18 protein-coding genes and 1 tRNA gene are annotated in these 23,569 nt (G+C 54.4%); 16 read left to right on the top strand and 3 right to left on the bottom strand.

Features of this window, described 5'->3' with window-relative positions; translation table 11 throughout:
- The first annotated feature begins 23 nt into the window (after positions 1-23).
- The 6 genes from PSR63_RS28090 to PSR63_RS28065 all read left to right on the top strand — a co-directional run bounded on the left by PSR63_RS28090 (position 24) and on the right by PSR63_RS28065 (position 4,879).
- Positions 24-443: an ExbD/TolR family protein gene (locus PSR63_RS28090; protein WP_274329628.1), complete on the top strand. Its 420-nt coding sequence runs from the start codon at positions 24-26 to the stop codon at positions 441-443.
- Between the two features lie 3 nt (positions 444-446).
- Positions 447-2,555 carry a prenyltransferase/squalene oxidase repeat-containing protein gene (locus PSR63_RS28085; RefSeq protein WP_274329626.1) on the top strand — a complete coding sequence of 703 codons (2,109 nt, stop codon included), beginning with the start codon at positions 447-449 and terminating at the stop codon, positions 2,553-2,555.
- A 206-nt stretch (positions 2,556-2,761) separates the two neighbouring features.
- The gene (locus tag PSR63_RS28080) at positions 2,762-2,989 is read left to right on the top strand and encodes a Sec-independent protein translocase subunit TatA/TatB (protein ID WP_274329624.1); all 228 of its coding nucleotides are present in this window, start codon (positions 2,762-2,764) and stop codon (positions 2,987-2,989) included.
- Between the two features lie 82 nt (positions 2,990-3,071).
- Positions 3,072-3,422 carry a Sec-independent protein translocase subunit TatA/TatB gene (locus PSR63_RS28075; protein WP_274329622.1) on the top strand — a complete coding sequence of 117 codons (351 nt, stop codon included), beginning with the start codon at positions 3,072-3,074 and terminating at the stop codon, positions 3,420-3,422.
- Positions 3,423-3,487: 65 nt separating this feature from the next.
- Positions 3,488-3,561: transfer RNA gene (locus PSR63_RS28070), tRNA-Val, on the top strand.
- A 268-nt stretch (positions 3,562-3,829) separates the two neighbouring features.
- Positions 3,830-4,879 carry an alpha/beta fold hydrolase gene (locus tag PSR63_RS28065; RefSeq protein ID WP_274329620.1) on the top strand — a complete coding sequence of 350 codons (1,050 nt, stop codon included), beginning with the start codon at positions 3,830-3,832 and terminating at the stop codon, positions 4,877-4,879.
- Positions 4,880-5,120: 241 nt separating this feature from the next.
- Here PSR63_RS28065 and PSR63_RS28060 read toward each other — a convergent pair whose 3' ends face one another.
- The 3 genes from PSR63_RS28060 to PSR63_RS28050 form a co-directional block, all read right to left on the bottom strand.
- On the bottom strand, positions 5,121-5,978 hold the full coding sequence (locus tag PSR63_RS28060) for a transporter (RefSeq protein WP_274329618.1): 858 nt from the start codon (positions 5,976-5,978) through the stop codon (positions 5,121-5,123).
- Positions 5,979-6,127: 149 nt separating this feature from the next.
- Entirely contained in the window at positions 6,128-7,504 is a 1,377-nt protein-coding gene (locus PSR63_RS28055) for a DUF1552 domain-containing protein (RefSeq protein ID WP_274329616.1), read from the bottom strand.
- 38 nt (positions 7,505-7,542) lie between these two features.
- Positions 7,543-9,840, bottom strand: a complete 2,298-nt coding sequence (locus PSR63_RS28050) for a DUF1592 domain-containing protein (protein ID WP_274329614.1) — start codon at positions 9,838-9,840, stop codon at positions 7,543-7,545.
- A gap of 789 nt (positions 9,841-10,629) precedes the next feature.
- Here PSR63_RS28050 and PSR63_RS28045 point away from each other — a divergent pair.
- The 10 genes from PSR63_RS28045 (at position 10,630) to PSR63_RS28000 (ending at position 23,503) form a co-directional block, all read left to right on the top strand.
- Positions 10,630-13,557 carry a ribonucleoside-diphosphate reductase subunit alpha gene (locus PSR63_RS28045; protein WP_274329612.1) on the top strand — a complete coding sequence of 976 codons (2,928 nt, stop codon included), beginning with the start codon at positions 10,630-10,632 and terminating at the stop codon, positions 13,555-13,557.
- A gap of 130 nt (positions 13,558-13,687) precedes the next feature.
- Positions 13,688-14,749, top strand: coding sequence for a ribonucleotide-diphosphate reductase subunit beta (locus tag PSR63_RS28040; RefSeq protein ID WP_274329611.1), 1,062 nt, complete (start codon positions 13,688-13,690; stop codon positions 14,747-14,749).
- 113 nt (positions 14,750-14,862) lie between these two features.
- On the top strand, positions 14,863-15,099 hold the full coding sequence (locus PSR63_RS28035; protein WP_274329609.1) for a hypothetical protein: 237 nt from the start codon (positions 14,863-14,865) through the stop codon (positions 15,097-15,099).
- Between the two features lie 19 nt (positions 15,100-15,118).
- Positions 15,119-15,721: a hypothetical protein gene (locus PSR63_RS28030; protein WP_274329607.1), complete on the top strand. Its 603-nt coding sequence runs from the start codon at positions 15,119-15,121 to the stop codon at positions 15,719-15,721.
- Between the two features lie 344 nt (positions 15,722-16,065).
- Positions 16,066-17,046 (top strand): DUF1559 family PulG-like putative transporter, encoded by a 981-nt coding sequence (locus tag PSR63_RS28025; RefSeq protein ID WP_274329605.1) that lies wholly within the window; start codon positions 16,066-16,068, stop codon positions 17,044-17,046.
- A 361-nt stretch (positions 17,047-17,407) separates the two neighbouring features.
- Positions 17,408-17,914: a phosphatase domain-containing putative toxin gene (locus PSR63_RS28020; protein ID WP_274329603.1), complete on the top strand. Its 507-nt coding sequence runs from the start codon at positions 17,408-17,410 to the stop codon at positions 17,912-17,914.
- Positions 17,915-18,402: 488 nt separating this feature from the next.
- A complete protein-coding gene (locus PSR63_RS28015; protein ID WP_274329601.1) occupies positions 18,403-19,350 on the top strand; it encodes a DUF1559 domain-containing protein in 948 nt (315 codons plus the stop codon).
- Positions 19,351-19,530: 180 nt separating this feature from the next.
- Positions 19,531-19,950, top strand: coding sequence for a carboxypeptidase-like regulatory domain-containing protein (locus PSR63_RS28010; protein WP_274329599.1), 420 nt, complete (start codon positions 19,531-19,533; stop codon positions 19,948-19,950).
- A gap of 146 nt (positions 19,951-20,096) precedes the next feature.
- Entirely contained in the window at positions 20,097-21,731 is a 1,635-nt protein-coding gene (locus PSR63_RS28005; RefSeq protein WP_274329597.1) for a leucine-rich repeat domain-containing protein, read from the top strand.
- A gap of 119 nt (positions 21,732-21,850) precedes the next feature.
- Positions 21,851-23,503: a leucine-rich repeat domain-containing protein gene (locus tag PSR63_RS28000; protein WP_274329595.1), complete on the top strand. Its 1,653-nt coding sequence runs from the start codon at positions 21,851-21,853 to the stop codon at positions 23,501-23,503.
- Positions 23,504-23,569 lie beyond the last annotated feature (66 nt).

Below are 23,569 nucleotides of genomic sequence, written 5' to 3'. Positions count from 1 at the left end.
TCACACCCATCAGGGAGACGGTCATGCCGCTAAAAACGCACAACGAAGAAGCTCCGGCACTCAACCTGACGCCGATGATCGACATCCTGTTTCTGTTGATCATCTTCTTTATGGTCGGCTCGAAGTTTACGGAAATGGAACGCTCGGTCGACCTGGATGTGCCGCAGGTAAGTGACATGGGAGCACTCACGGCTGCCCCTGAGAAGAAAGTGATCAACATCTTCCGCGACGGCCGAGTGATGCTCGGAACGCAAGAGGTCAACCTCGAAGATCTCAAAGCCCATCTGACCGCCTCCCAGGCCGAATACCAGGACCTGGGGGTCCTCGTGCGTGGTGACAGCGATGTTCCGTTTCAACAAGTCGCAACGGTGCTCACGACTGTCCGTCAGGCAGGAATCGCCGAGATGGCCATTTCGGTCCGCCTATCCAACGAGCGGAGGTAGCCCATGCCTGCCGCTTCGTTCGCGATCTTCGCGGAGCTGAGTCAATCGACCTCGCAAATTGTTTGGGGCGTTCTCTGGGGCGGTCTGGCCTTCATCACCCTGTCGCTGTTGATCCTCATGCAAACGCGATGGGGACAGGCACGGCCCGTGTCGAAGTGTGTCGTGCTGTCGATCTTTGCTCACTTGCTGCTGATGACCTACGCTCAGGTAACCCAACTGTTTGCCCCGGCAGGGGTCGGCAATTCGGCTCCTGTAAACATTCGTCTGAGCCAGATCGACTTCCAGCAAGAGGATCAGTCGGAATCCAATAAAGAAGTCAAACCGTGGGACCAACTGGCCATGTCCCCTGCCCCGGTCGAAGGCTTGATGACGCCGCTCGAGCGGATGGAGATGCCGGCGCCAGACATGCCGGTTCCGCCGATGCCGCAGCCACCGATGCCAAGCCCGCAGCAGCGTCCCTGGGATATTCCTCAGCCGCAGTTGCCGCCGGAGCAAGTCGTCGAAAATACGATGCCAGCGACTGGGCCCCAGCCTGTGTTGGAAATGACACCCAGTCCCGTCTCGGCCAAAGAGATGGCGTCCCCTGCCCCGGCCGCCGCAACGGCCCAGGTAGAAAAGCAGGCATCACCGATGCCGATGCCTCAGCTAGATCGCATGGATCGCACCATGCCGCAGATTCGCAGTGCCCCGCTGCCAACCCAGATGGTAAGCGATCCATCAAACGACGTGCAGATGCTTCGCGACACGGCGGCCAATTCCGATTCGGCCGACGCACTGCCTGGCGAGCGAGACCAACTTCTCGCTTCGACGAATCAACTAGAGGCAATGGCCCGCAGCCAACGCGTGCCGCACAGTTCGACGGCATTGGATGCGACCTTAGCTTCCTTGAAGGGAAATCAAATGCAGGAGTTGTGGGCTAGCCGAATGGCGGCTCGCAACTTACCTTTGCCTCGCGCGACGCGCACCCGAATGGATGCCCAGCCTCTGCCGTTGATCATGCAGGCTCGCGTGGTCGAGGACTCCGGAGCGTGGATCGAAATGATGGGAGGCTCAAAGGACATTGAGCCAGCGGTGAATTCGGCACTCGATTGGCTGGCCGCCAACCAGGAAGACGACGGAAGCTGGAATGCCGTCGCGCATGGTGCCGGGCAGGAAACCAAAGTCGCTGGACATGATCGCCAAGGTGCCGGTAACAATGCGGACATGGGTATCACCGGGTTAGCGACGCTGGCGTTCCTTGGCAAAGGGCACACGCACCTGGAAGGTAAGCATAGGGTCACCGTGCAGAAGGGATTGGAGTACCTGGTGAACCACCAGCATCGCGATGGTTGCCTCGGTGGTCAGGCCGGCACCTACGCCAAGATGTATTGTCACGCGATGGCTTTACTGGCGATCAGCGAGGCGTACGCAATGACCAAAGACGAACGCATTCGGCCTTTCCTGGATCGAGGCCTGGCCTACACGATCACCGCTCAGCATCCGCGCATGGGTGGTTGGCGGTATCATCCTGGCGATCGCGGTGATATGAGCCAGTTCGGCTGGCAGGTCCTGGCGTTGCATAGCGCGGCCCTGTCTGGCATTGAGATTGATAAGACGACGCGCGACCTGATGACGCGGTTTCTGGATGAATCGTCCGCCGGCCCTGCCAAGGGGCTGGCTGCCTACCGACCCGGCGAAAAGGCGAGCCCTACGATGACGGCGGAAGCGTTGACGTGCCGTTTCTTTTTGGGGATCGAGAATTCGCGGAAGCAGATCGAGGAAGCGACCGAGTTCGTCATGTTGAACGAACCGAATCGCGATGATATCGACCTCTATTACTGGTATTACGGGACGCTGGCCATGTACCAGATGCAGGATGAGTCATGGAAACGCTGGGCCGGCAAGCTTCAGCCGAAGCTACTCGACTCGCAGATCAAGGCCGGCGAGTTCTCCGGAAGTTGGGATCCAAAATGTCGCTGGGGCGGCTATGGTGGCCGTGTCTATTCCACCGCGATGGCCACCTTGTCGCTGGAAGTTTACTTCCGCTACCTGCCGATCTACCGCGATTTTGAGGCGGAAATGCCCCGAGTCGCCGAAAAACCGTCACCATCGGTAGCAATTCCCCGGTACTAGGCGAGTTGTGACAAATTGAGACCCTTTGACATCGGGGCCGGTCTGCATAGAATAGAGAGTCGGAATTCAGTCTAACACGTTTCCGTTTTTTATCTTGGGAACCGCACGAGTTTGGTTCTGGTTAGACCCACCTGGGTGCTGACTCGCTTTCGCCGACTTGTTTGCGTGTATTTTCAATGCTCTAAATTTGAGTGTGAGGATATAGCATGATCGGTATGAATGATTTAGCGTTGGTTGGCTTTGGTATGCCCGGGGTCCAGGAAATGATCATTATCCTGGCGATCTTTTTGCTGCTGTTTGGATCGACGAAGCTGCCTGGTTTGATGCGTAGCATGGGCCAGAGCGTGAACGAGTTCAAACGAGGAATGAACGACACGACGGATGACTCCGCCGACCAGGAAAACGGCGAAGCGCCCAAGCGCAACATGCCGTAAGTCGTAAACGTTCGTTTTCAAGCAGATTACGTGGCAGCGCTGATTCTCGAGCCGCTGCCCGATGGAGTGAAACATTCTTGCAATGTTGCATGAAATAGGAACATCGTCGGCGCTTCTCGGTTTCTTTGGCGGGATGGGCATGCAGGAGATGGCGATCATCGGTGTGATCGCAATCCTGCTGTTCGGTAAGAACCTGCCTGGCGTGGCCAAAACCTTTGGGAAGTATTACGGCGACTTCAAGCGGGGCCTCTCCGACATCCAGTCTGAGTTTCATAGCGCGACAAGGGAGGTTGAGGATTCCGGGAATGCCGGGTATAGTTCCAAGAGTTCGCCTGCTCAGTTCGATGACTATGACGACTTTGAAGAGGCCAGTGCTCCCAAATTCGAGCCACCGCCTCAATCGTCGACGCCGGAGAAATCGGAACTTACCTGAATCAGGCGAACCTTTCGGCCCGTACGTCCGACCTATTACAGTGGACTACGTCGGGTAAAAGTCTCGGGCGATTAGCTCAGTTGGTTAGAGCACTGTCTTCACACGGCAGGGGTCGTTGGTTCGAATCCAATATCGCCCACTCAAACACCTCGTGAATCTCACGAGGTGTTTTTTTATGGACATACAGGTCTTGGAAGCGGAATCGGCTTGCAAGAAAAGCCTGGTATCCGAGGCGTCAGCTGTTCAGGTTTGGTCCACCTTCTCTTGTGGTGGGGCCAAGTCCCTTCATGCTCTCCGGCTGTTTTTGTGCCCCTCAGGCGAGTTTTTCTGGCATGCTACTTTCGAGGGGTGTATGTTGCATGGAGGTCAGGTTTTGATTCTTCGATAAGCTCGCCTGGGGCCATGCCATGTCAGAAGACCCGTCCAGCACGCCGCCCTCCCCAATTCCGGTCGACGCAGGCACTCGCTTAAGCGTCACCTATTCATTTCATCCATCCATGGACCCATCGGTAAGCGACAAGATTGTTGTCGTGCACCATGGGATTCTCCACACGCGAGAGCATTTTCTGGACTTCATCAAGGCGTTGAATGCTGAGGGCTTTCATGTTGCGATGATTGATCAGCAGTCGCAATACGCACCCTACCGCGAACGAATCGGACTTGGCTGTTACGCCACGGGAATGGCTGCCGCCTGTCGGCAAATCGAAGAGGAGCAAGGAAAGAGCATTGGTGGCTTTGTCTATCATTCGATGGGGGCTGCCATCGGTGAGAAGATGCAGGCGCGACGGGAGAATGAAGAGTTGCGATCTCCCACGGTGTTCATGACGCCCATCCCAGTACTCGGTTCATGGCCGATCTTCCTGCGTTTTCTGGTGAGTAGGCCGCTGGATCTCTTTCAAGCTATATCGAAGAAAAGCGTGCTTTCTTTGGCAGATCGAGAAGCGGACGTGAAGAAGTTGTTCTTGGATGGCGAGGCAACGGAAGACGTCGTCAAAGAGTGCCGCAATTACTTGACGCATTCTCCTTTTTACGCGTTCCTGCAATTGACGTTTCGTTTCCTTGGTTTCTTCCTTTTCCGGCACAACCAACAGAGGAATATGTTGGTCACAAGTGATACGGACCATATCTTTGCCAGTTGGGAGTATTGCTTGACCAGATGGCGATACCTTCTCCGCAAGAAACGGGATGATGGAAGAGAATGGTTGACCGTCAAGAAGATGCGCGGGGGACACGATATCTTTTTGGCACATCCCAAAGAGACCGCAGTGCTAGTTGCGTCATTCTTATGTGATGCTTGGGGGATACCTAAGCCTAGCAATGTTGCTCGTTTTGATAAGCCGCATAGTGGGCCTCCCAACGGACCGCCGAACTCTGGTTATCCGATACCAAGAGGACCGACCAGACCGAGTCTCCAAGACGCCGTTTCGCCTTTCAAGGATAAGACGCGCGAGTCTTAGCCCCCGCCCGCTTTCTACGGGGCCTCAGTCAGTCGGACATCGAAGAAGAGATCCAAGAGAAACCGGCACAAGGTATCACGCGAGGCTCTGCAGTCGGGAACTGGGACTCAGATTGGTATTGGCAACGCGATCACTTGAGTGATCCTGCAACCATAACAAGCCACGACCAAGAGCAATACACCTGTGCCGTCGATGACCTCTTCGACCAACTCGAAGAGTCGGAACTAGAACTGCTGCTCGACTAATATCGCAGGCCCACACCCACGTTGCTGAAGAAGTTGGGGGACTGGTCGTTCAGACCCCAGCCGACGCGGACGCCGACTTCAAAGTCAGGGGTGATCAAGTAGTGCACGCCAGGGCTGATGAAGTGCTGGGTGCTTTCCTCTTCGCGTCCTTCGGTGAAGATGCCGAAGTATTCGACGTGCCCTTTCCAACGCTCACAGAATGGGACCTTGATGACGGTCGATGGGGCCCAGACGTTGAAGTGATCTTCTTCTTCGCTGCTGGTACTGTAGCGAAGCGCCGAGTCCCAGACCCAGTTGTTGGCCAGTTTCCAGCCCCCGACGTAGGCCACCGACATGTTGCTATCGTTCGCTTCACCGCTCGTGGGCGTGTAGCCTTGGACAATCAGCGAACCCTCAGGCGTCCAGCCGCACTGTTCAGTCAGTAGGAACTTGGCACCATAAAGCATCTTACTTTCTCGTTCGAGTTCGCCACCTTCTTCGAATTGATCGGGGACGTTACCGGAAATTGGGTTGCCGGCTCCACCCACTTCGTAGTTCCAACCTAATCGAAGCTCGATGTTCTCGGTGATGCCGTAGCGACCGAGGATTTCTGGGTAGCTGTGGGTCTCTGGCACGCCGCGGTTGTCGACAATCGAGTAAGCCGATTCAAAGACAAGGTAACCCGTTCCCACGACCGAAGTCGAAGGCGTGAATGAATCGCGATCGGTCTCGATCTCGTCTTCTTCCTCGCCTTCGAACTCGAATTCTTCGAAGGCGTCTTCGGCGATGCTTTCCATGGGAAACTGCGCATGGGTGACACTAGGAGCAACCGCAACGATTGCCACGAAGGTCCAGAGAATCCACAAGCGAGTCATGAGTATCATTCCTGCACTAGCCGAATTTGGGTTGAAGGGCCCCCAAGATAGTGGCCCTTCATCTGAAATCGACTGTTGGAAGATTGCCTGTGAATCGTTCTCGCGAGAGCAATAAACTTGCCGCAAGCGAATCAAGCAGGAATGCGGTGCTAGCTCCAGCCTTCCAAATGACCGGTACTATCGCCAAAGCTTTCCGCTTCTACGCCCATGTGCCGCAGCAGCGAAACGTACATATTGCACAGCGGCGTCTCTTTCGGGGCGGTGATGCGGCGATTGGTTTGGAAGTTGCCGCCCCCCTTGCCTGCCAGAATCAGCGGAAGGTCCTTTTCCTGGTGGCTATTTCCATCTTTGATGCTCGAGCCGTACATTACCAGGCTGTTGTCCAGCAAGGAGCGGCCCCCTTCGTCGAGGCTGCGCATCTTGTCGATGAGGTAGGCATATTGCGAGAGGTGCCAGAGGACGATCTTTTCGTACTGCTCGCGTTCCTTCTGCTCGTTGCGATGGTGCGACAGGCCGTGGAACGAACCACGCACCCCGTCAATGAAGCTGAAGTTACGGCCGGTCTGCGCGTTGCCGAGCATGAACGTCGAGATGCGCGTCGTGTCGGTCCAGAAAGCCAAGACCATGATGTCGAGCATCAAGCGAACGTGTTCCTCGTGACTCTCCGGGATGCCTGGGCCAGGTCGCGGCAGATCGAAGCGCCCCTCGTTGATCCAACGCTTCTGCGGCTTGAGCGAACTCTCGATCCGCTTCTCGACGCTGCGGACCGACTCAAGGTATTCGTCCAGCTTCGCGCGGTCCCCTTCCCCGACCTTGCCGCGTAGCGACTTGGCGTCTTCCATCACCAGGTCCAGCACACTGGCGTCGTCGCGTGCCAGCGAATCGGCAACCGCCTTTTGGTTCGGATTGAATCCAGAGACAACCGGGCCGGCTGTGGTGGTACGGAACAAACGATCGAACGCAAGTCGTGGAACGATTTCTTTCGGGACCGGCGTGTGAGGATCTCGCCAGGCAATGTGCGAACCATAAATGCGGGTGAAGCCGCCACCGACGTTGTCGACGCCTGTGTAGGCCGCATCGACGCCAAGCTCAAGCGAAGGCAGCGGTGTGCGATCGCCGATCTTGCTGGCAAGCACCTGGTCGACAGAGATCCCACCGGTGTTGATATCGCGTCCAGAAGTTCGCTCGACGAAGCCGCCTGAGAGCCATGCCGGTACCTTGGGCCAGTGCCCGTTGCGACCGACTGTGTTCTTGTGCCACAAGTTCTCCAGCAGCGTGATCTCTTCTTTGACATCCTTCAGCGGCTGCAGCATGGGCGTCAGCTCGAAGCTGCCGTCGTTGGTCTTGGCCGGGTTCCATTGATCGCTGCGAACACCGTTAGGAACAAAGAGAAACGCAACGCGTTTCGGTGGCTCGCTAAGTGTCTCTGAACCGAAGCTGCGATGGCTCATCGATTCGAGCCAGGGAAGTGCCAACGCCGCGCCGGTACCCTTGAGCAGCGTCCGTCGTGAAATGGGCTGAGGCATCAATGTCTCCTTCGTTGAGCAGTACGGTGCGAGGAATTTTAGTGGGAGTCGTGGGTAGGCGTCGTGGCAAGCTGACGATAACCAAACGGTGTGCTGATCACGATTTCTTCGATCAGTGTTTGGAACCGGTAGTCGTTTTCTTCGAGCGACGTGACCAGCGTTTCAATGGTGCAGCTGTCCGGATCTTCCAGGCTTCGTCCTAAGGCATAACCTAAGACTTTTCGGCTGAAATGACGAGCAAATTCCTGCTTTCTTTCCAGCAGAATCTTCTTCAGTTCGGCCGGGCCGGCAAACTTCTCGCCTGAGGGAAGAATGCCGGTGGCATCGACCGGCTTGCCATTCTCGGTCTTGTCTCGCCAGCGGCCCAGCAGATCGTAGTTGTCCAGACCAAAACCGATCGGATCGATCAAGTCATGACACGCGGCACATGACGGGTTGTCGCGGTGCTTTTCCAGCTTTTCGCGGAAGGTTTTGGGGTCTTTGGAATTTGCCTTCTTGGGAAGTGCCGGAACGTCCGCTGGCGGGCTGGGGACTGGTGTGCCTAAGAGCGTTTCCAAAACCCATGCACCACGTAGCACGGGGCTGGAACGCTGTGGGTATGAGGTCACCATGTGCACGCCACCCAGGCCTAATAGACCGCCTCGCTGGCCACGGGGGACTTCGACTTTTCGTAGCTCGCGACCTTTGACCTGGGGAAGCCCATAGTGCTTGGCCAGACGATCGTTGAGGAAGCTGTAGTCGGCGTCGAGGAAATCGAGGATCGATCGGTTTTCCCGCGCGATGTACGTTGTCAGTTGAATGGCTTCCGCACGAAAGTCAGCCGCCAATTCGCTCGAGTAGATGTCGCGAAAATCACCATTGATCGGCGAAACACTTCCGCCGACTTCTTTCGTGCCCAGCCATTGCCCGGTGAATGAATCGAAGAAGATGTCAGCCTTCGTGTCTTGCAGCATCCGCTGAACCTCTGCCTTGAGAACAGGCGTCTGGTGAAGCTTCCCCTGCTTGGCCAAGTCGAACAGGCGCTCATCCGGCATGCTGGACCACAGGAAGTACGACAGCCGCGTAGCTAGTTCGTATTCGTCGATGCGTTCGAGTTCTGATGACTTCGGTGTGTCTTCAATCCGGAAGAGGAAGTGAGGTGAAACCAGGATGCCTTTGAGGGCCAGCTTGACGCATTCCTCGTAAGGATCTTGGCGACTCACGCCTCGGTCGTACAGAGCAAAGAATGGTTTCAACTCGCCATCGCTTACAGGACGACGAAAGGCCTTGGTCGCAAAGCTGTGAATCAGTTTGGTCGCCGCGTCTCGGTCCTTGGCATACTTGCCGTCGTCGGCCTGGAAGAGTCGATCGTGAAACTTTTGAGCCTCGCTGGGACGTTTGATGCCGAGTTCTTTTACTTTCAAACGAAGCAGCTCTACGTTGGGTTGCTCTTTGGGGTTGTGAACAGCAAACGCATGAAAGCCGCGATTCAGACGAACGGTGGTGCTAAACGATTGCTCTTCGTATTTCGAGCTCAGCTTGAATCGATCGGCCGGAAGGCCATCAAGCTTCAAGACCAGGCGTAGGTCTTTCTTAGTCGAATTGCGCGTGTCGATCGTCAACTCGTAGTCGCCACTGACATAGATGATCGTACCGGCGGTCAGGTCGTGCCCTGGCTTGAGCAAGCGAGCACCACCGGCTGCTGGCTCGCCTGTCGGTATGAGTTGATCACCCGAGAACTCTTCCCGCAAAGCTGGCGTCACAATCGCGGCGTCGAGGATCTCCTGGGCCGCTTCGACATAACGTTCCATGAGCATCGGGGGCAGGAAGAGCGTTTCTCCGTTGTTGTTGAAACCTTCACCCCCGCCGCCATCAGTCGGGAACGTTTCGTGATAGCCCAGCTCTGGGCCGACGAGATCGCGAATGGTGTTCTCGTATTCCAGACGATTCAACCGGCGTGTGGTGACGTTGCCGGCGTAGGGACCCAGCTCGCATGCCGTGGCTCGCAGATGGTCGTCAATCCACTGGGCCAGTTCCAGGCGTTCCTTCTCGCTCGGTTGATCTTCGTCCGGCGGAGGCATCGTGCGATTACGAAGCTGTGCGGCCGTGCTTCCCCAAATACCGCGCAAATGCTGAATCTCGGCAGTCGTGGTCGCTTGCAAGAACTTAATGTGATTGTCGGGATCTTCGGGATCGTGGCATGCAGCGCAGTATTTCTCGAGCGCTGGACGAATCTTCTTCTCGAAGTGGTCAGGTGCCTCGGGCTCTAAGCCCCAAGATGTTGTGGGCAAAGCAGCGACCAGACTGACAACCGTCAGGTACAAACCGATCCGCGCATTAACAAGGTCACGAAGCATAGATCAGGTGGGAGAGCAAAAGGAAGGATCAGGAGGGAGGGTGCTATCACCTTATGATAACGGCGATCGAAGTTCTGTTTAAGCTCGAAATCGCGCGTGACCAAAGGTGTCACTAGCCTCGCTATCTTGTGCAGATGGGATGAAGGCCAAGTAAGAGGTTGATAAAGTCCAAAAATTTTTGGATTGGATCGCTGGCTCCGTCGCTGCTGGCACAAGATCTAGTGTCAGCATGGGGCTGGGATGTCTAAGTGTCGTGTTTTCAGGCACTTGGAGTGAGAGAATCCGCCCTTGCGGCTTCATCACCTAGTCGTAGATAGCACTGGTTTGCTAGCGACTTGTGTGTGGAAAGATATGTCGGATGTTGGCCTTACTTGTTGGCTAGCAATGATTTAGGACATGTGAAGATAATGTGGTTGACGCGATCTGCTACCACGATATATTGGGCTCCCGTCGTTGAGAATGATTCAATTCGCCCCCAACATCTGGCGATAATTCATTTTTAGCGGCCCAGGATATTGTGCCTTGGTAAGCCAACGATACAATATCTTGTAGTGGTGCCCACGAGGTAGCGCGGCATTAGGCAGCCAAGCTGAGCGGGTGGCAATTCCCCTGTTTTCAGGGGAGGAAGATTAGGAGTCTCAAGTTCTCGTCTGAACGTTGTGTCATGGACGACCAAGCAAAACCTACACGGCTTGCTTGCGCTTGATGCTGTCAATTTTCGAACGTTGTCACCCACAGGTGTGAGGTTCATACAAGGTTTGTTTTCAAGGCTGAATTAAGGCAACGGCAATGGAATCAAAGAAGAACCCGGCCGGCATGAAACCGGCTGGTAATCAGCAACCTGTAGGAGACGATGTCATGACGACAGTGACGACCCAGGTATCTTTGGACGTCCGCAAACGGGATGGCCGAATTACTTCCTTCGAATCGGCCCGCGTCGAGCAAGCGATCGAACGAGCCTTCCGTGCAGAAATTGGGATCGCGGATGGCCAGCCCATCGAATCCGCTCTGCAGCAACAGATCTCGGAGATCACGACGAACGTGGTCAACCAGATCGAGAATCGACCGTTCAGCCGCGACGGCGTGGACGTGGAAACGATTCAGGACGCCGTCGAAATCCAGTTGATGCGTCATGGGCACTTCTCAGTTGCCCGTCGCTACATCCTTTATCGTGAACAGCATGCCAAGCTGCGTGCTCTGCGTGCGGCCGAATCGGACGGCCCGCTGCAAGCTCCACGCATTCACGTGAAGATGGAAAACGGTGAGAAGCAGCCATTCGATGCGACTCGCATGCGTCGTCGGATCTACTCGGCCGTTCGCGGGCTGGAGCAAAACTGCTCGGCGGAAGAACTCGTCGAAGAAACCTATCGCACGCTGTACGACGGCATCACGCCACAGGAAATCTACCGAGCCATGATCCTGGCTTCGCGTAGCCGCATCGAACGTGACCCCGACTACGACACCGTCGCTGCTCGCTTGATGTTGATGGTGATCTACAACGAAGCACTGGGTCACATTCATCCCAACGAAGACCTGGCCGAAGTTTGCCAGCGTCAGTTCGAGGATTACATCAACGTTGGTATCGAAGCCAAGCGTCTGTCGGAAAAGCTGCGTGAGTTCGACCTGACGAAGATCGCTGCTGCCCTGCGTCCGGAACGTGACGCCGCCTTCCCTTACCTCGGTCTGCAAACGATTTACGATCGTTATCTCTTGCACGTCGAAGGTCGCCGCATTGAAACGCCCCAGTACTTCTGGATGCGTGTTGCTATGGGCTTGGCCTGGAACGAAGACGACAAGGAAGCTCGGGCAATCGAGTTCTACAACATCCTGTCGACCTTCCGATTCACTTCGGCGACGCCAACGCTGTTCAACGCCGGCACGCTGCATCCGCAACTCAGCTCGTGCTACTTGAGCACCGTGATGGACGACCTAGAGCACATCTTCAAGGTGGTCGGCGACAACGCCATGCTCAGCAAGTGGGCCGGCGGTTTGGGTAACGACTGGTCGAACATTCGTGCGACCAACGCACACATCAAGGGAACCAACGGCCAAAGTCAGGGCGTGATTCCGTTCCTCAAAGTCGTCAACGATACCGCGATCGCCGTCAACCAAGGTGGTAAGCGTAAGGGTGCCGTTTGTTCGTACCTCGAATCGTGGCACTTGGACATCGAGGAATTCCTCGACCTGCGTAAGAACACCGGTGACGATCGTCGCCGTACGCACGACATGCACACGGCCAACTGGATTCCTGACTTGTTCATGAAGCGAGTCCGTGAAAACGGTCAATGGACGCTGTTCAGTCCGGACGAAGTGCCAGATCTGCACGATCTGTACGGCAAGAAGTTCCAAGAGCGATACGAGCACTACGAACAACTGGCCGACGAAGGCAAGATGCGTATGTTCCGTCGCATCAATGCTTTGGAACTGTGGCGTAAGATGCTGACTCGCTTGTTCGAGACCGGCCATCCTTGGATCACCTGGAAGGACCCATCGAACGTTCGTTCGCCTCAAGATCACGTCGGCGTGGTTCACAGCAGCAACCTCTGCACTGAGATTCTGCTGAACACCTCAAAGGAAGAAACGGCCGTTTGTAACCTGGGTAGCATCAACATGGTGGCCCACGTTAAAGATGGCAAGCTCGACCACGAAAAGCTGCGAGAAACGGTCACCACCGCGGTTCGTATGCTCGACAATGTGATCGACATCAACTACTACCCAACGGCCGAAGCTGGTAACTCGAATCGCAAGCATCGTCCGGTTGGTATGGGCCTGATGGGCTTCCAAGATGCCCTGTACGCTTTGGGTGTTGGTTACGCCAGCGAAGAAGCCGTCGAGTTCGCCGACGAGAGCATGGAAGCCATTTCCTACTACGCTCTGCTCGCTTCCAGCAGCCTGGCCGAAGAACGCGGCACCTACGAGACCTACAAGGGCTCGAAGTGGGATCGCGGCATCCTGCCGATCGATTCCATGGAAGTTCTCGAACAGGAACGCGGCCTACCGATCGACATCGATCGCGGCTCGAAGCTCGATTGGCAAGTCGTTCGCGACTCGATCGCCAAGAACGGTATGCGTAACAGCAACGTGATGGCCATCGCTCCGACCGCGACGATTTCCACGATCATCGGTGTCGCTCAGTCGATCGAACCGACCTACAAGAACCTGTTCGTGAAGAGCAACCTGTCAGGCGAGTTCCCGCAGATCAATCGCCGCATGGTGCAGGATCTGAAGGATCTGGGCTTGTGGGATTCGGACATGATCGAATCGCTGAAGTACTACGACGGCGGTTTGCTGGAAATCGATCGCATTCCGGACGACATCAAGCAGAAGTATCTGACCGCCTTCGAAGTCGCTCCACAGTGGCTGATCGAATGTGCTGCTCGACGTCAGAAGTGGCTGGACATGGGGCAATCGCTCAACTTGTACATGTCCGAACCAAGCGGCAAGAAGCTGCACGAGATGTACTTCCTGGCTTGGAACAAAGGCTTGAAGACGACTTACTACCTGCGGACGCTCAGTGCGACCCAGGTCGAAAAGTCGACGGTCGACGTCAACAAGTTCGGTATTCAGCCACGCTGGATGAAGAACCAGAGTGCTTCGGCCAACATCAAGGTCGATCGCGACAAGGCGGCCGAAAGCAACGATCTGGATCAACTTCCAGAGCAGCAGCCGGAAGCCAAGACCTGCAATCTGGACGGCGACTGCGAATCGTGCCAATAAGCACGCGTTGTCCTCGCCATCCGCTTTGCGGTTAGGCACGCGTTGAACATGCGTCGGCCCAGTGGCCATTGCGGCCGACGCCCTTGCAAGAAGCAATTTCCCTGCACAACTTTCCCTTCGGAGAAACACGATGTCTACTCCAAGCCTCGGCTTCGATACCGAAATGACTGGAACACAGCGCGTCAACGCCAGTGAGAAGCGTCTGATCAACGCTCACCAGGTGGACGTGAACCAGCTGATGCCGCTGAAGTATCACTGGGCCTGGGAACATTACCTCAACGGTTGCGCCAATCACTGGATGCCTACCGAAGTTCCCATGACCAAGGACATTGAAACCTGGCGGAGCGACAAGCTGACCGAAGATGAGCGTAAGGTCATCATGCGGAACCTCGGTTTCTTCTCCACTGCGGAAAGCCTGGTGGGTAACAACTTGGTGCTGGCCATCTTCAAGCACGTGACCAACGCCGAAGCTCGCCAGTACCTGCTGCGTCAGGCCTTTGAAGAAGCGATCCACTCGCACACGTTCCTGTATGTGGTGGAAAGCCTGGGCCTGAACGAAGGCGAAGTCTTCAACATGTATCACGAAGTCCCGGCGATCACCAAGAAGGACGAGTTCGAGATGAACTTGACCCGCGAAGTGCTCGACCCAGACTTCAAGACCGACTCGTACGAAGGAATTCAAACCTTCCTGAAGAACCTGATCGGCTACTACATCATCATGGAAGGTATTTTCTTCTATACTGGTTTCGTGATGGTGCTGTCGTTCCATCGCCGTAACCTGATGACGGGTATCGGTGAGCAGTTTCAATATATTCTTCGTGATGAAACGGTTCACTTGAACTTCGGTATCGACCTGATCAACGGTATCAAGGAAGAGAACCCAGACGTCTGGACGGAAGAGTTCCAGCAGTCGATCATCGACCTGATTCACGAAGCAGTCGAACTGGAAATCGCCTACGCTTCGGACTGCCTGCCTAACGGCATCCTCGGTTTGAACCGTGACCTGTTCCGCGATTATGTGCATCACATTGCCGATCGCCGCTTGGAACGTATCGGCCTGCCGAAGCAGTTCAACCAATCGAACAACCCGTTCCCATGGATGAGCGAAACGATGGACCTCGCCAAAGAAAAGAACTTCTTTGAAACGCGGGTGACCGAGTACCAAAGCTCCAGCGGTCTCAACTGGGACTAGCTGAGGTTTTCTCGATCCAAGGATTGTGTCTTGTAAAGGACTACGAAGGCGGGCTACCCTAGCGGTGGCTCGCCTTTTTTTATGTTCGTACTCATCAGAATTGAAAACAAAGAATGAAAACCTTCGGGATTGTACTCGCTGCTCTAGGTGGCGCACTGGCCCTGTCTGGGCTCAAATTGATCGCGACCGAGTACAACATGAGCGACTCGCACGACATGTCGAAAGCGATCGGTAGCCTGGGTGTCGCAGTCGGTATGATCGCCGTCGGTGCCTATCTGGCGTATGCCAACTCCGACGAAGGCAAAGACAAGGACAACAGTCAGGACAAAGATCCATCAGGCGAACCGTAGCCCCGCTGAACAAAGCACTATGAAAACGGCCATCATTGGTTGGGGGTCCCTGCTCTGGGACGACCGACCCCAGTTCGATCAGCATCACGGCCCTTGGTATTTCGATGGTCCCTTGTTGCGATTGGAGTTCACACGCATCTCCGTCAGTCGCAAGCGGGCACTCACCCTGGTGCTGGAGGAAGAGCTTGGTGCCGAGTGCCGTGTGGCCTACACGATCAGCAACCGAGAGAGCCCTGCCCAAGCGATCCAGGATCTGAGGATCCGCGAAAATGCATCGGAACAACAAGTCGGTGTCTATCTACCCCGCACCGAATCAAGCGGCCTCTCACAAGCCACTGTCCCGAAGACAATCTCTGACTGGGCCGATCAAACCGACTTCGACGCCGTCATCTGGACCGGTTTGCCCAACAACTTCCACGAGTTGAACGATCTGGGTGAAGCCTTCTCCCATACGTCGGCGATCACGCATCTCGAGTCGCTTTGCGAAGAAGGAAAAAGGAAGTCGGTCGAGTATATCTTTCGCGCCCCAGAGTTCATCCGCACGCCGCTGCGTAGCGAACTTGAGTCGCTTGAATGGTTTGCCGCGTTGTGGGAGCAGTCCCGCGATTTGCCGCGATCTTAGGCTTCAGATTTCGATGCCCTGCGCCGCATCGGTAATTTCTTGGACACCACTTCTTAAGCGTAATCCTCAGGATGATAGCGTGCTTCAGATTCTTGCCTCGCTCGATTTCTAAGCGACATCAAGAGTGCGTGAAGTTTGTAGTCAAGGGAAAATTAATGTTAAAAACCTCCGAGGACTTCCTGAAAACGATGGCGATTTTCCTAAAAACGATGACATTGATTCGGCTCTCTTGGTACTATTTGTAAATGCTTTAAATGCCTCTTAAAGCAAAAATTTCCTGCCCCATCATGCTTCCTTTAGCCTCTTATTGATTCTTGCCTTCTTGTGTTTTTTGGGAGAACGTAATGACACGTCGCGGTTTTACCCTCGTGGAGTTGCTTGTTGTTATCGCCATCATTGGGGTACTCATCGCACTGCTTTTACCGGCCGTTCAGCAGGCTCGCGAGGCTGCTCGACGCATGCAGTGCACAAACAACATGAAACAGATCGCGTTGGCTCTTCACAACCATCACGATACCTATGGACAGCTTCCTGCTGGATATCCTGATTCGGCAGCGCACGGTGGGAATCCTGAGTTCGCGTGGACGGTTCAGATCTTTCCGTTCATGGATCTCAATAATGAATACGAAGTGATGCGTGTCGGCGATACCAAGCTGTATGTGATCTTGGACGCGCTGGGGAACTTGCCTGGCAGTTCAGCCATTTCCGATTACCCTTCCCAGTGGCAGGGATTTGTGCAGGCAACCAGCCAATTGCTTCCCGCATGGAATTGTCCCAGTTCGACCAACGAAGTTGATAAGCAATTCAGCGACGGAAGCTTCACCGCCGATGACGGTACCTCCTACAACAATACGTACAAACGAGATGAAGGCGTGGCCCGCTCGACGTATGTTGGCAATCACGGAAATTCCAGCAACTTCGGCACGGCGGATTCCGGCGGCGTCTTTGTCTACGTGAAGGAATTTGGCTTCGAGGATATCACGGACGGAACCAGCAACACGCTGATGATCGGTGAGAAAAGTGTCCCGGGTGTTACCTACGATGAGATGACTTGGTTAGGGGCTCCCAAATCCGCCGGCAATGGTAATCATTGTGCGGCCATCTGTTCTTCGGTGAATTATCCGATGAATCCAGCGGTTGTGGTTGGAAATCCTCGCAGTCGCAATCCTTTCGTTAGCCAACACCCCGGCGGATGTAACTTCGCTTTCGTGGATGGTTCGGTCCACTTCCTCGCGGAAACGATCGAATTCAAAACTTCCAAGCCTTACGGTGTCTACCAGGCACTTGGTATTCGCAACGACGGCCAAACGGTCGGTGAATACTAATTTAAACCTCGTTTAACAAGTACCATTCGTCTGGCATGGCGATGGTAGTGGCAAGCGTGCGACGGTTAATAACCGTCGCACGCATTTTTTTTGCCGGGACAACGTTCACCACTTCTTAGTCATAGTGTCCTGAAATCACCTGTCTATTGTTAGCGCGTATTCAGGGCTTTGCTTCATTGAAGCACTGCGTTTCGCTTCAACGGAAACCGCCGCTTGCCCTCTGCCGACGGAGCTCTACCGTCGGATGCTCTTGTTTCTTAGTGAACAGATGCGGTAAGAGTAGAGTATTCAAGAACGTCAGAAGATACTCCCAGCAAAGACATCAGGTTCGGTACTTCATAGGTTCAGCATGCGCCCGGAGATGATCAAAGCCTTTCAGGAAGGTGTCTTTCCTGTTACCACGCGGGTCGCGATCGGGCGGTTTCCGGCTCCGGTGCGATGTGCCTATTTGCTGGAGCAAGGCTACACGCATATTCTCAATGTGAGCGAAACTCCAAGTCTTACGTCGACGATCGATGCGGGCTTCGCTGAGATTCGGCAGGTTCCTATCGACGACTTTATCCGAATGCCAACGAAGGATGCGTTGGAAGCGGTCGGCACGCTGCATAGCATGCTAAACGTGCCGAACTCTCAGGTTTATCTTCACTGTATTGCTGGGCAGATGCGCAGTCCCACCATCATGTGGTTGTATCTGGTGGGGCTGGGCATGGACCAGACCGCCGCGAAGGAGATGATCGTCCATCACTGCCCCGATGCACAGCCTGGACACGAGACGCTGGTCGACTCCAGACTGGTTGCCAGTATCAAGGAATGGGGACTGAAGCTCGGCTACATCGATCGCGAGTCGCTGATAAAACCAGTGTATTAGTAAGCAGTAGCCGACTGCAAAAACTTGGTGTCTATCCGTCGCTTCTCTTAGCTACAGCGGAAACCGTCCATCTTTTCCTGCGAGTCGCATTTTATGACTCGCTTTCTTCGTCAATTCGTGCTGCGGTCGCTGCTGATCTTCTGCCCATTGGCGGCCGGGTGCTTTGTTCTGTGGCGCTGCCACGTATTGGATACATCGAGAGCTTGCCTGCTTTCCCTTACGCCGACTCGTTATTGGGATGTCGACGGTGTTAAAAATTTATGTAGGTATTTAGCGTTTTGCATTGGGGTTAGTAGTTTATTTGATGTTAATACTGTTTCCTAAAAACGAGTATGTTTTACCTAAAAAAGATGATTTGTGATCGGCTTCTGTGGTTAGAATTTCAGCATGCTTTGGCTGCCTCCCAAAGCTCCCGCCTGCTACCGTCCATCATGCTCCCACTTGTTATCTTTATGATCTTTCATTGATTGTGTTTGGGAGAATTCTTTATGACTCGCCGTGGTTTTACCCTCGTGGAGCTGCTCGTTGTTATTGCTATCATCGGCGTGCTGATCGCACTGCTTTTGCCTGCCGTGCAGCAAGCTCGCGAAGCTGCTCGACGTATGTCCTGCACAAATAACTTGAAGCAGATTGGACTCGCATCCCACAACTTTCACGACACGTTTGGCAAGCTTCCGGCAGGCCACTACGATTTTGATACCACCCATTCTGGCAACGAAATGGAATGGGGTTGGACCGTCATGATCTTTCCATTCTTGGAATTGGATAATGAGTATGAAGTCATGGCGCCGACGCGAAATCGACTTGGTGACCTGATCAATACTGCCAAGGCGACGTCGCATAACGGGGGTACAGATCCCAGTGCGTGGCCAGCGTCAATCAGGCCATTTGTCGAACTAGTTGGCAGCGAATTGAAAGTCTGGAATTGCCCGAGCGGCAGTGCGAACATTCCCGATAAGGATTTTCAGGGACTCAAGCGAGATGGGGGCGTCGGCCGGTCTACCTACACGGGATGTGCCGGCGACGGTATCAACTACGGAGCCAGCAATGGAATCCTCATTCGCCGGGACGAGCTTACCTTTTCCGATGTAACGGACGGCCTCAGTAACACTTACTTGGTAGGTGAAAAGGCCCATGAGGACAGTACCCAGGATATTCCTGGATGGTTGGGCGTAGAAAACTATCCAGGTAATGGGGACAACGCTTCACCTCTGCTGAGCTTGACGAATTACCCCATCAACTATTTTCAAGGCTCAGAAACCAATGGTGGTGTGATCAATAACAGTTACCGCAAAGGTTTCAGCAGCTTTCATCCTGGAGGCGTGCAGTTTGTCTTCGGCGATGGATCGGTTCACTTCATCTCGGAAACGATCAATGTCAATACACATCGTGACATTGGAAGACGTGCTGACGGCAACGTTCTCGGCCAGTACTAATTAGAGACCGGTCCTCAGGCTCGCCATCTCAGGCTCAATGTTTTAAAAGCCAGATCGGCAGATGGGTAGGTTACTTCCCATCTGCCGTCCGTTTCTTCGATCTGAGCATACAAGACTTTCGGGACACAACGTTGTCCTTGCGATGTTTAATCTATCTATCCTATAAAAAGTGTTAGAACCATGCGTCAGTTACTCTATGTGCTTATCGCCGCAATGAGCCTAATGTTGCTTGGATGTGCGGACGACTCCGGAATTAAAACGGCACCCGTAACGGGGACGATTACCGTCAACGGGAAACCGGTCCCAGGAGTTCATGTCGAGATTGCTCCCGTATCCGGAGATCGCCCTTCGGTTGCCAACACCGATGAAAACGGGCAATTCAAGGCCCAGTTTCTCAAAGACCAGTTTGGCGTCGTCCCAGGTCCTTGCGTGGTTAAGATTTCGTATATCGTCGGCGCGGCCATGGTGAATTACCTCCCCAAGAATCTTAGTGACGGAGCCACGGAAATCCCTGAACTAAATATTGTCGTACCGAAAGAAGGGCTCGTATTCGATTACGACGTCCAATACGCCAAGGGAGAGTTGCCGCCACAAAACTAACTCGGGAAGTCAATCACTTGTTAGTTTTTGCTTAGACGAGCAGTCGCTTAGTTACGCCGCGCGGCGCCAATATCTTTGCCATATCGCAAGGCATTTGATACTTTCCACAATAAAGGTGGAAGGTCTCTCCTTGAATGTGCTTAGGTATGCCCCGCTTTCTACGTCAATTCGGACTGCGCACCCTGCTGATCTTCTGCACGCTTGCAGCGGTCTGCTTTGGCCTATGGCGCTGGCACATGACCTGGGTGGATCAGCAGCATGAGGTCGCATCCCAGATCGCGGACGAAGGGGGGAGTATTCGCTGGAAGACGTGGGGGCCGCAGTGGATTCACCAGGCTTTCGGCAGCTACTACTTCTCCGAAATTGTTGCCGTTGATCTAAACCATAAGAGGATTGGAAGTAAATATCTTCAACTGCTTCGGCAGATACCGACCCTGGAGGAATTGTATTTGCCTGGCACCGATCTCCAGGGGCAAAGCCTGGAGGTGCTGGGAGATTTGCCTAAGCTTCGAAAGCTGGCTCTGTGGAACACGCGTCTGAAGAACGATACTCTGCAGCACGTCGGAAGGCTTAAGCACCTGGACACGCTCGATATCCATCGAACCGCAATGACAGAGGCGGGACTGGTGCACTTGCGAAACCATCCCCGCCTAAAGGTCATCCGCCATGACATGCAGATCAGCGAGGTGGGAGTCGATCACCTTTCCACGATCAAGAATTTGCAAATGACCCATCTTGTTCTGCACGGTGGAAGGGAGAAGACCTTTCGCCAGCTGCGGGAAGACTTTCGGGTGTTGGTGCTCAAAGTGAAAGCCCCGGAGACCGATCAATGGGCGAAATACCTGGCCGGGCACCCTACCCTAGTCCAGTTGAACGTCTCCGACGCGTTGGTGCAAAACGATCAGTTGGCCGGGTTGTTGTCCGCGAACACTCTGCAAACGTTATCACTCCAAAACGTGCCGATGGACGATACCGCGATAAGCCAGATTGCCAGTGCAACACGACTTACAAGACTGTCTCTCAGCGGAACCGATGTGACCGGTACGGGACTACTTAACAGCCTCGGCCCGTCGGCTACCGAAGTCGTCATACGAAACAACTGGATCAAGCTCATCGACAGGTCCGCAAAACGGGACGTTGATTGGAGTGGTTCGCTGACGGCCGCAGACCTGCCGGCCCTAGCCAACTGTCGTCAAGCAACATCGCTCACTTTCTACTCCACAAATTTTCCCGGTACGATCGATTTCACTTTTTTGCCCGAGTTGAAATCACTGGAGAAGATCAGGATAGGGTTTGTGGCTGATGGCCCAATTATGAAGAACATGGGTTCGCTGAAAAAGCTGGAGACCGTTGTCCTGTTCCTTTATAGCAATGTGACGCCTGATGAGTTGGCTGAGCTGGCATCAGCTAAGTCTTTGGAGGTGTTGGTACTGCCGGTCTCTAAGGTTTCTGATGAGCATTTGAAGGCGATTGGCACGATCACGCAGCTCAAACGGTTGAGTATTCAAGGTGCCAGTGTTACCGACGAGGGAATGAGTTCGATCGTGGCACTCATGAACCTCGAAGAACTTGACATCGCCGGATGCCTTCAATTGACCGACGAGTCGCTGCGTTACGTCGGGCAATTGAAGAAACTTCGCAAGCTGGATATCGCTAATACAAACACCACCGACGAAGGTCTTGAGTATCTCTATGGTATGCCGAACCTTTCCTACGTGGAAACGACCGGCACTAGGCTTACGACCGAAGGTCTGCGAAAGTTGTACGATTCACTACGGTGAAGTGGCGCTGTAGATGAGCTCTCGCACGGACCGGCAAACGCTTCGAAAACTTTGCGTTTGCCCCAGGCTTCTGTTAGCTTCAACGGAAACCACCCCTCTCCTCATGCGAGTCTCGCTTTATGCCTCGCTTTCTTCGTCAATTTGGACTGCGGTCGCTGCTGATCTTCTGCACGTTGGCGGCCGGTTGCTTTGGTCTCTGGCGTTGGCACATGACCTGGGTTGATGAGCAGCATGAGGTCGCCGCCCAGATTGCGGATGCTAGGGGAGATGTTCGCTGGGGAACGTGGGGACCCGAGTGGGTTCATCAACTCTTTGGTAGCTACTACTTCTCGAACATCATCGCCGTCGACTGGCATCATAAGCGAATCAAAGACGAACAATTGCAGCTGCTTCGTCAGACTCCTACGCTGGAAGAACTGTACATCCCGGGAGCTCGCATTCAGGACGATAGCTTGGCCGTGCTCGAAGACTTGCCGCGACTGCGGAAGCTGGCTATCTGGAGCATTCCGCTGACCAACGCTTCGCTGGAACATGTCGGCAAGCTGAAACGCTTGGAAGTACTCGACATCCATCGAACCAAGATGGACGAAGAGGGACTGGTTCACCTGCGAGACCATCCTCGCTTGCAGATCTTGCGGCAGGACTTCACGATGACCGACGTCGGTATCGGTCACTTGGCTTCGATCCCCAATCTTTCGATCGAATGGCTGGTTACCAAAGACCTGGGCTTCGAGAGCTTCTGGCTGCTGCGGGATAAGATCAGCGTGAAACGGCTCTACATTTCTCACCCCGTCTATCCTGAGTGGGCCACGTATCTCGCCGGTCATCCGACAATTGTTTCCCTTGAAGTGAGTGACGCGCCGATGACCGACGCGGAACTTCGGGGACTGATCGCCGCTGACACGCTCGTTAATCTGGAACTTACCAGTGTGCCGGTCGGAGACGAAGGCATCGGCAATATGCCGTACGCATCACGTTTAAAGTCGATTAGGCTTTCGCTGACCAACGTGACGCCTGAGGGGTTTCTGCTGACTTTTGGGCAGTACACTAAGCACGTTGTCATCTTCAGAGATTGGATTCGTCTGATCAATGGAACCAACGGACAGAGTGTTGACTGGATGGGACCGCTGACGGCCGAGAAGCTGGAGGCGCTCAAGTATTGCCGCAACACGACCTCGCTACACTTTGAGACAAACCAGCTGGAAGGCATGGACTACCGTTGGCTGGAAGGGCTCGAAAAGCTGAACTATTTACGAATCAATTACTACGGCAGCGACCAGTTGCTACAGCATGTCGCCGCACTGAAACACCTGGAAAAGCTTGATTTGGCAGGCGCGAAGAGCATCACCGCAGACGGATTGAAGGCAATCGTTCCTTTGGACAAACTCACGACGTTAGACCTGCGTAGTGCCGATATCTCGGATGATGCGTTGGAAGTGATCGGCGAGATGAAGCAGCTTGATAATCTCAGCATCGTTGGATCAAACGTTAGCGACCAGGGCATCAAGCATCTTGCCGGATTGAAGAACCTGGTGGTGCTCCATCTTTCTGGCTGCAAGAATCTTACCGATGATGCGCTCAAGACGGTGGGCCAGCTTGGGAAGCTGCAGTACCTGCATGCCCAGAGTACGCGGTTCACCGACAAAGGACTGGTGCACCTGCACGGAATGCCGCGTTTATCCAACGTGAGTCTACACGGTTCGCGGCACACCAGTCGCGGCATTCGGGAACTGCGTGACTCGCTTCCGTCCAAGGGAGGCAACATTTATTAGTCGTGCGGAGCAAGAAAAAGGAAAGGCCTGTCCGTAGACAGGCCTTTTGCGTTTAGCGGGAAGGTT

The organism is Bremerella sp. P1 (genome assembly GCF_028748185.1).
In the GTDB taxonomy this organism is placed as follows: Bacteria; Planctomycetota; Planctomycetia; order Pirellulales; family Pirellulaceae; genus Bremerella.
Note: the sequence above shows the minus strand (reverse complement) of the source record. Positions and strands in the feature narration are given on the sequence as shown.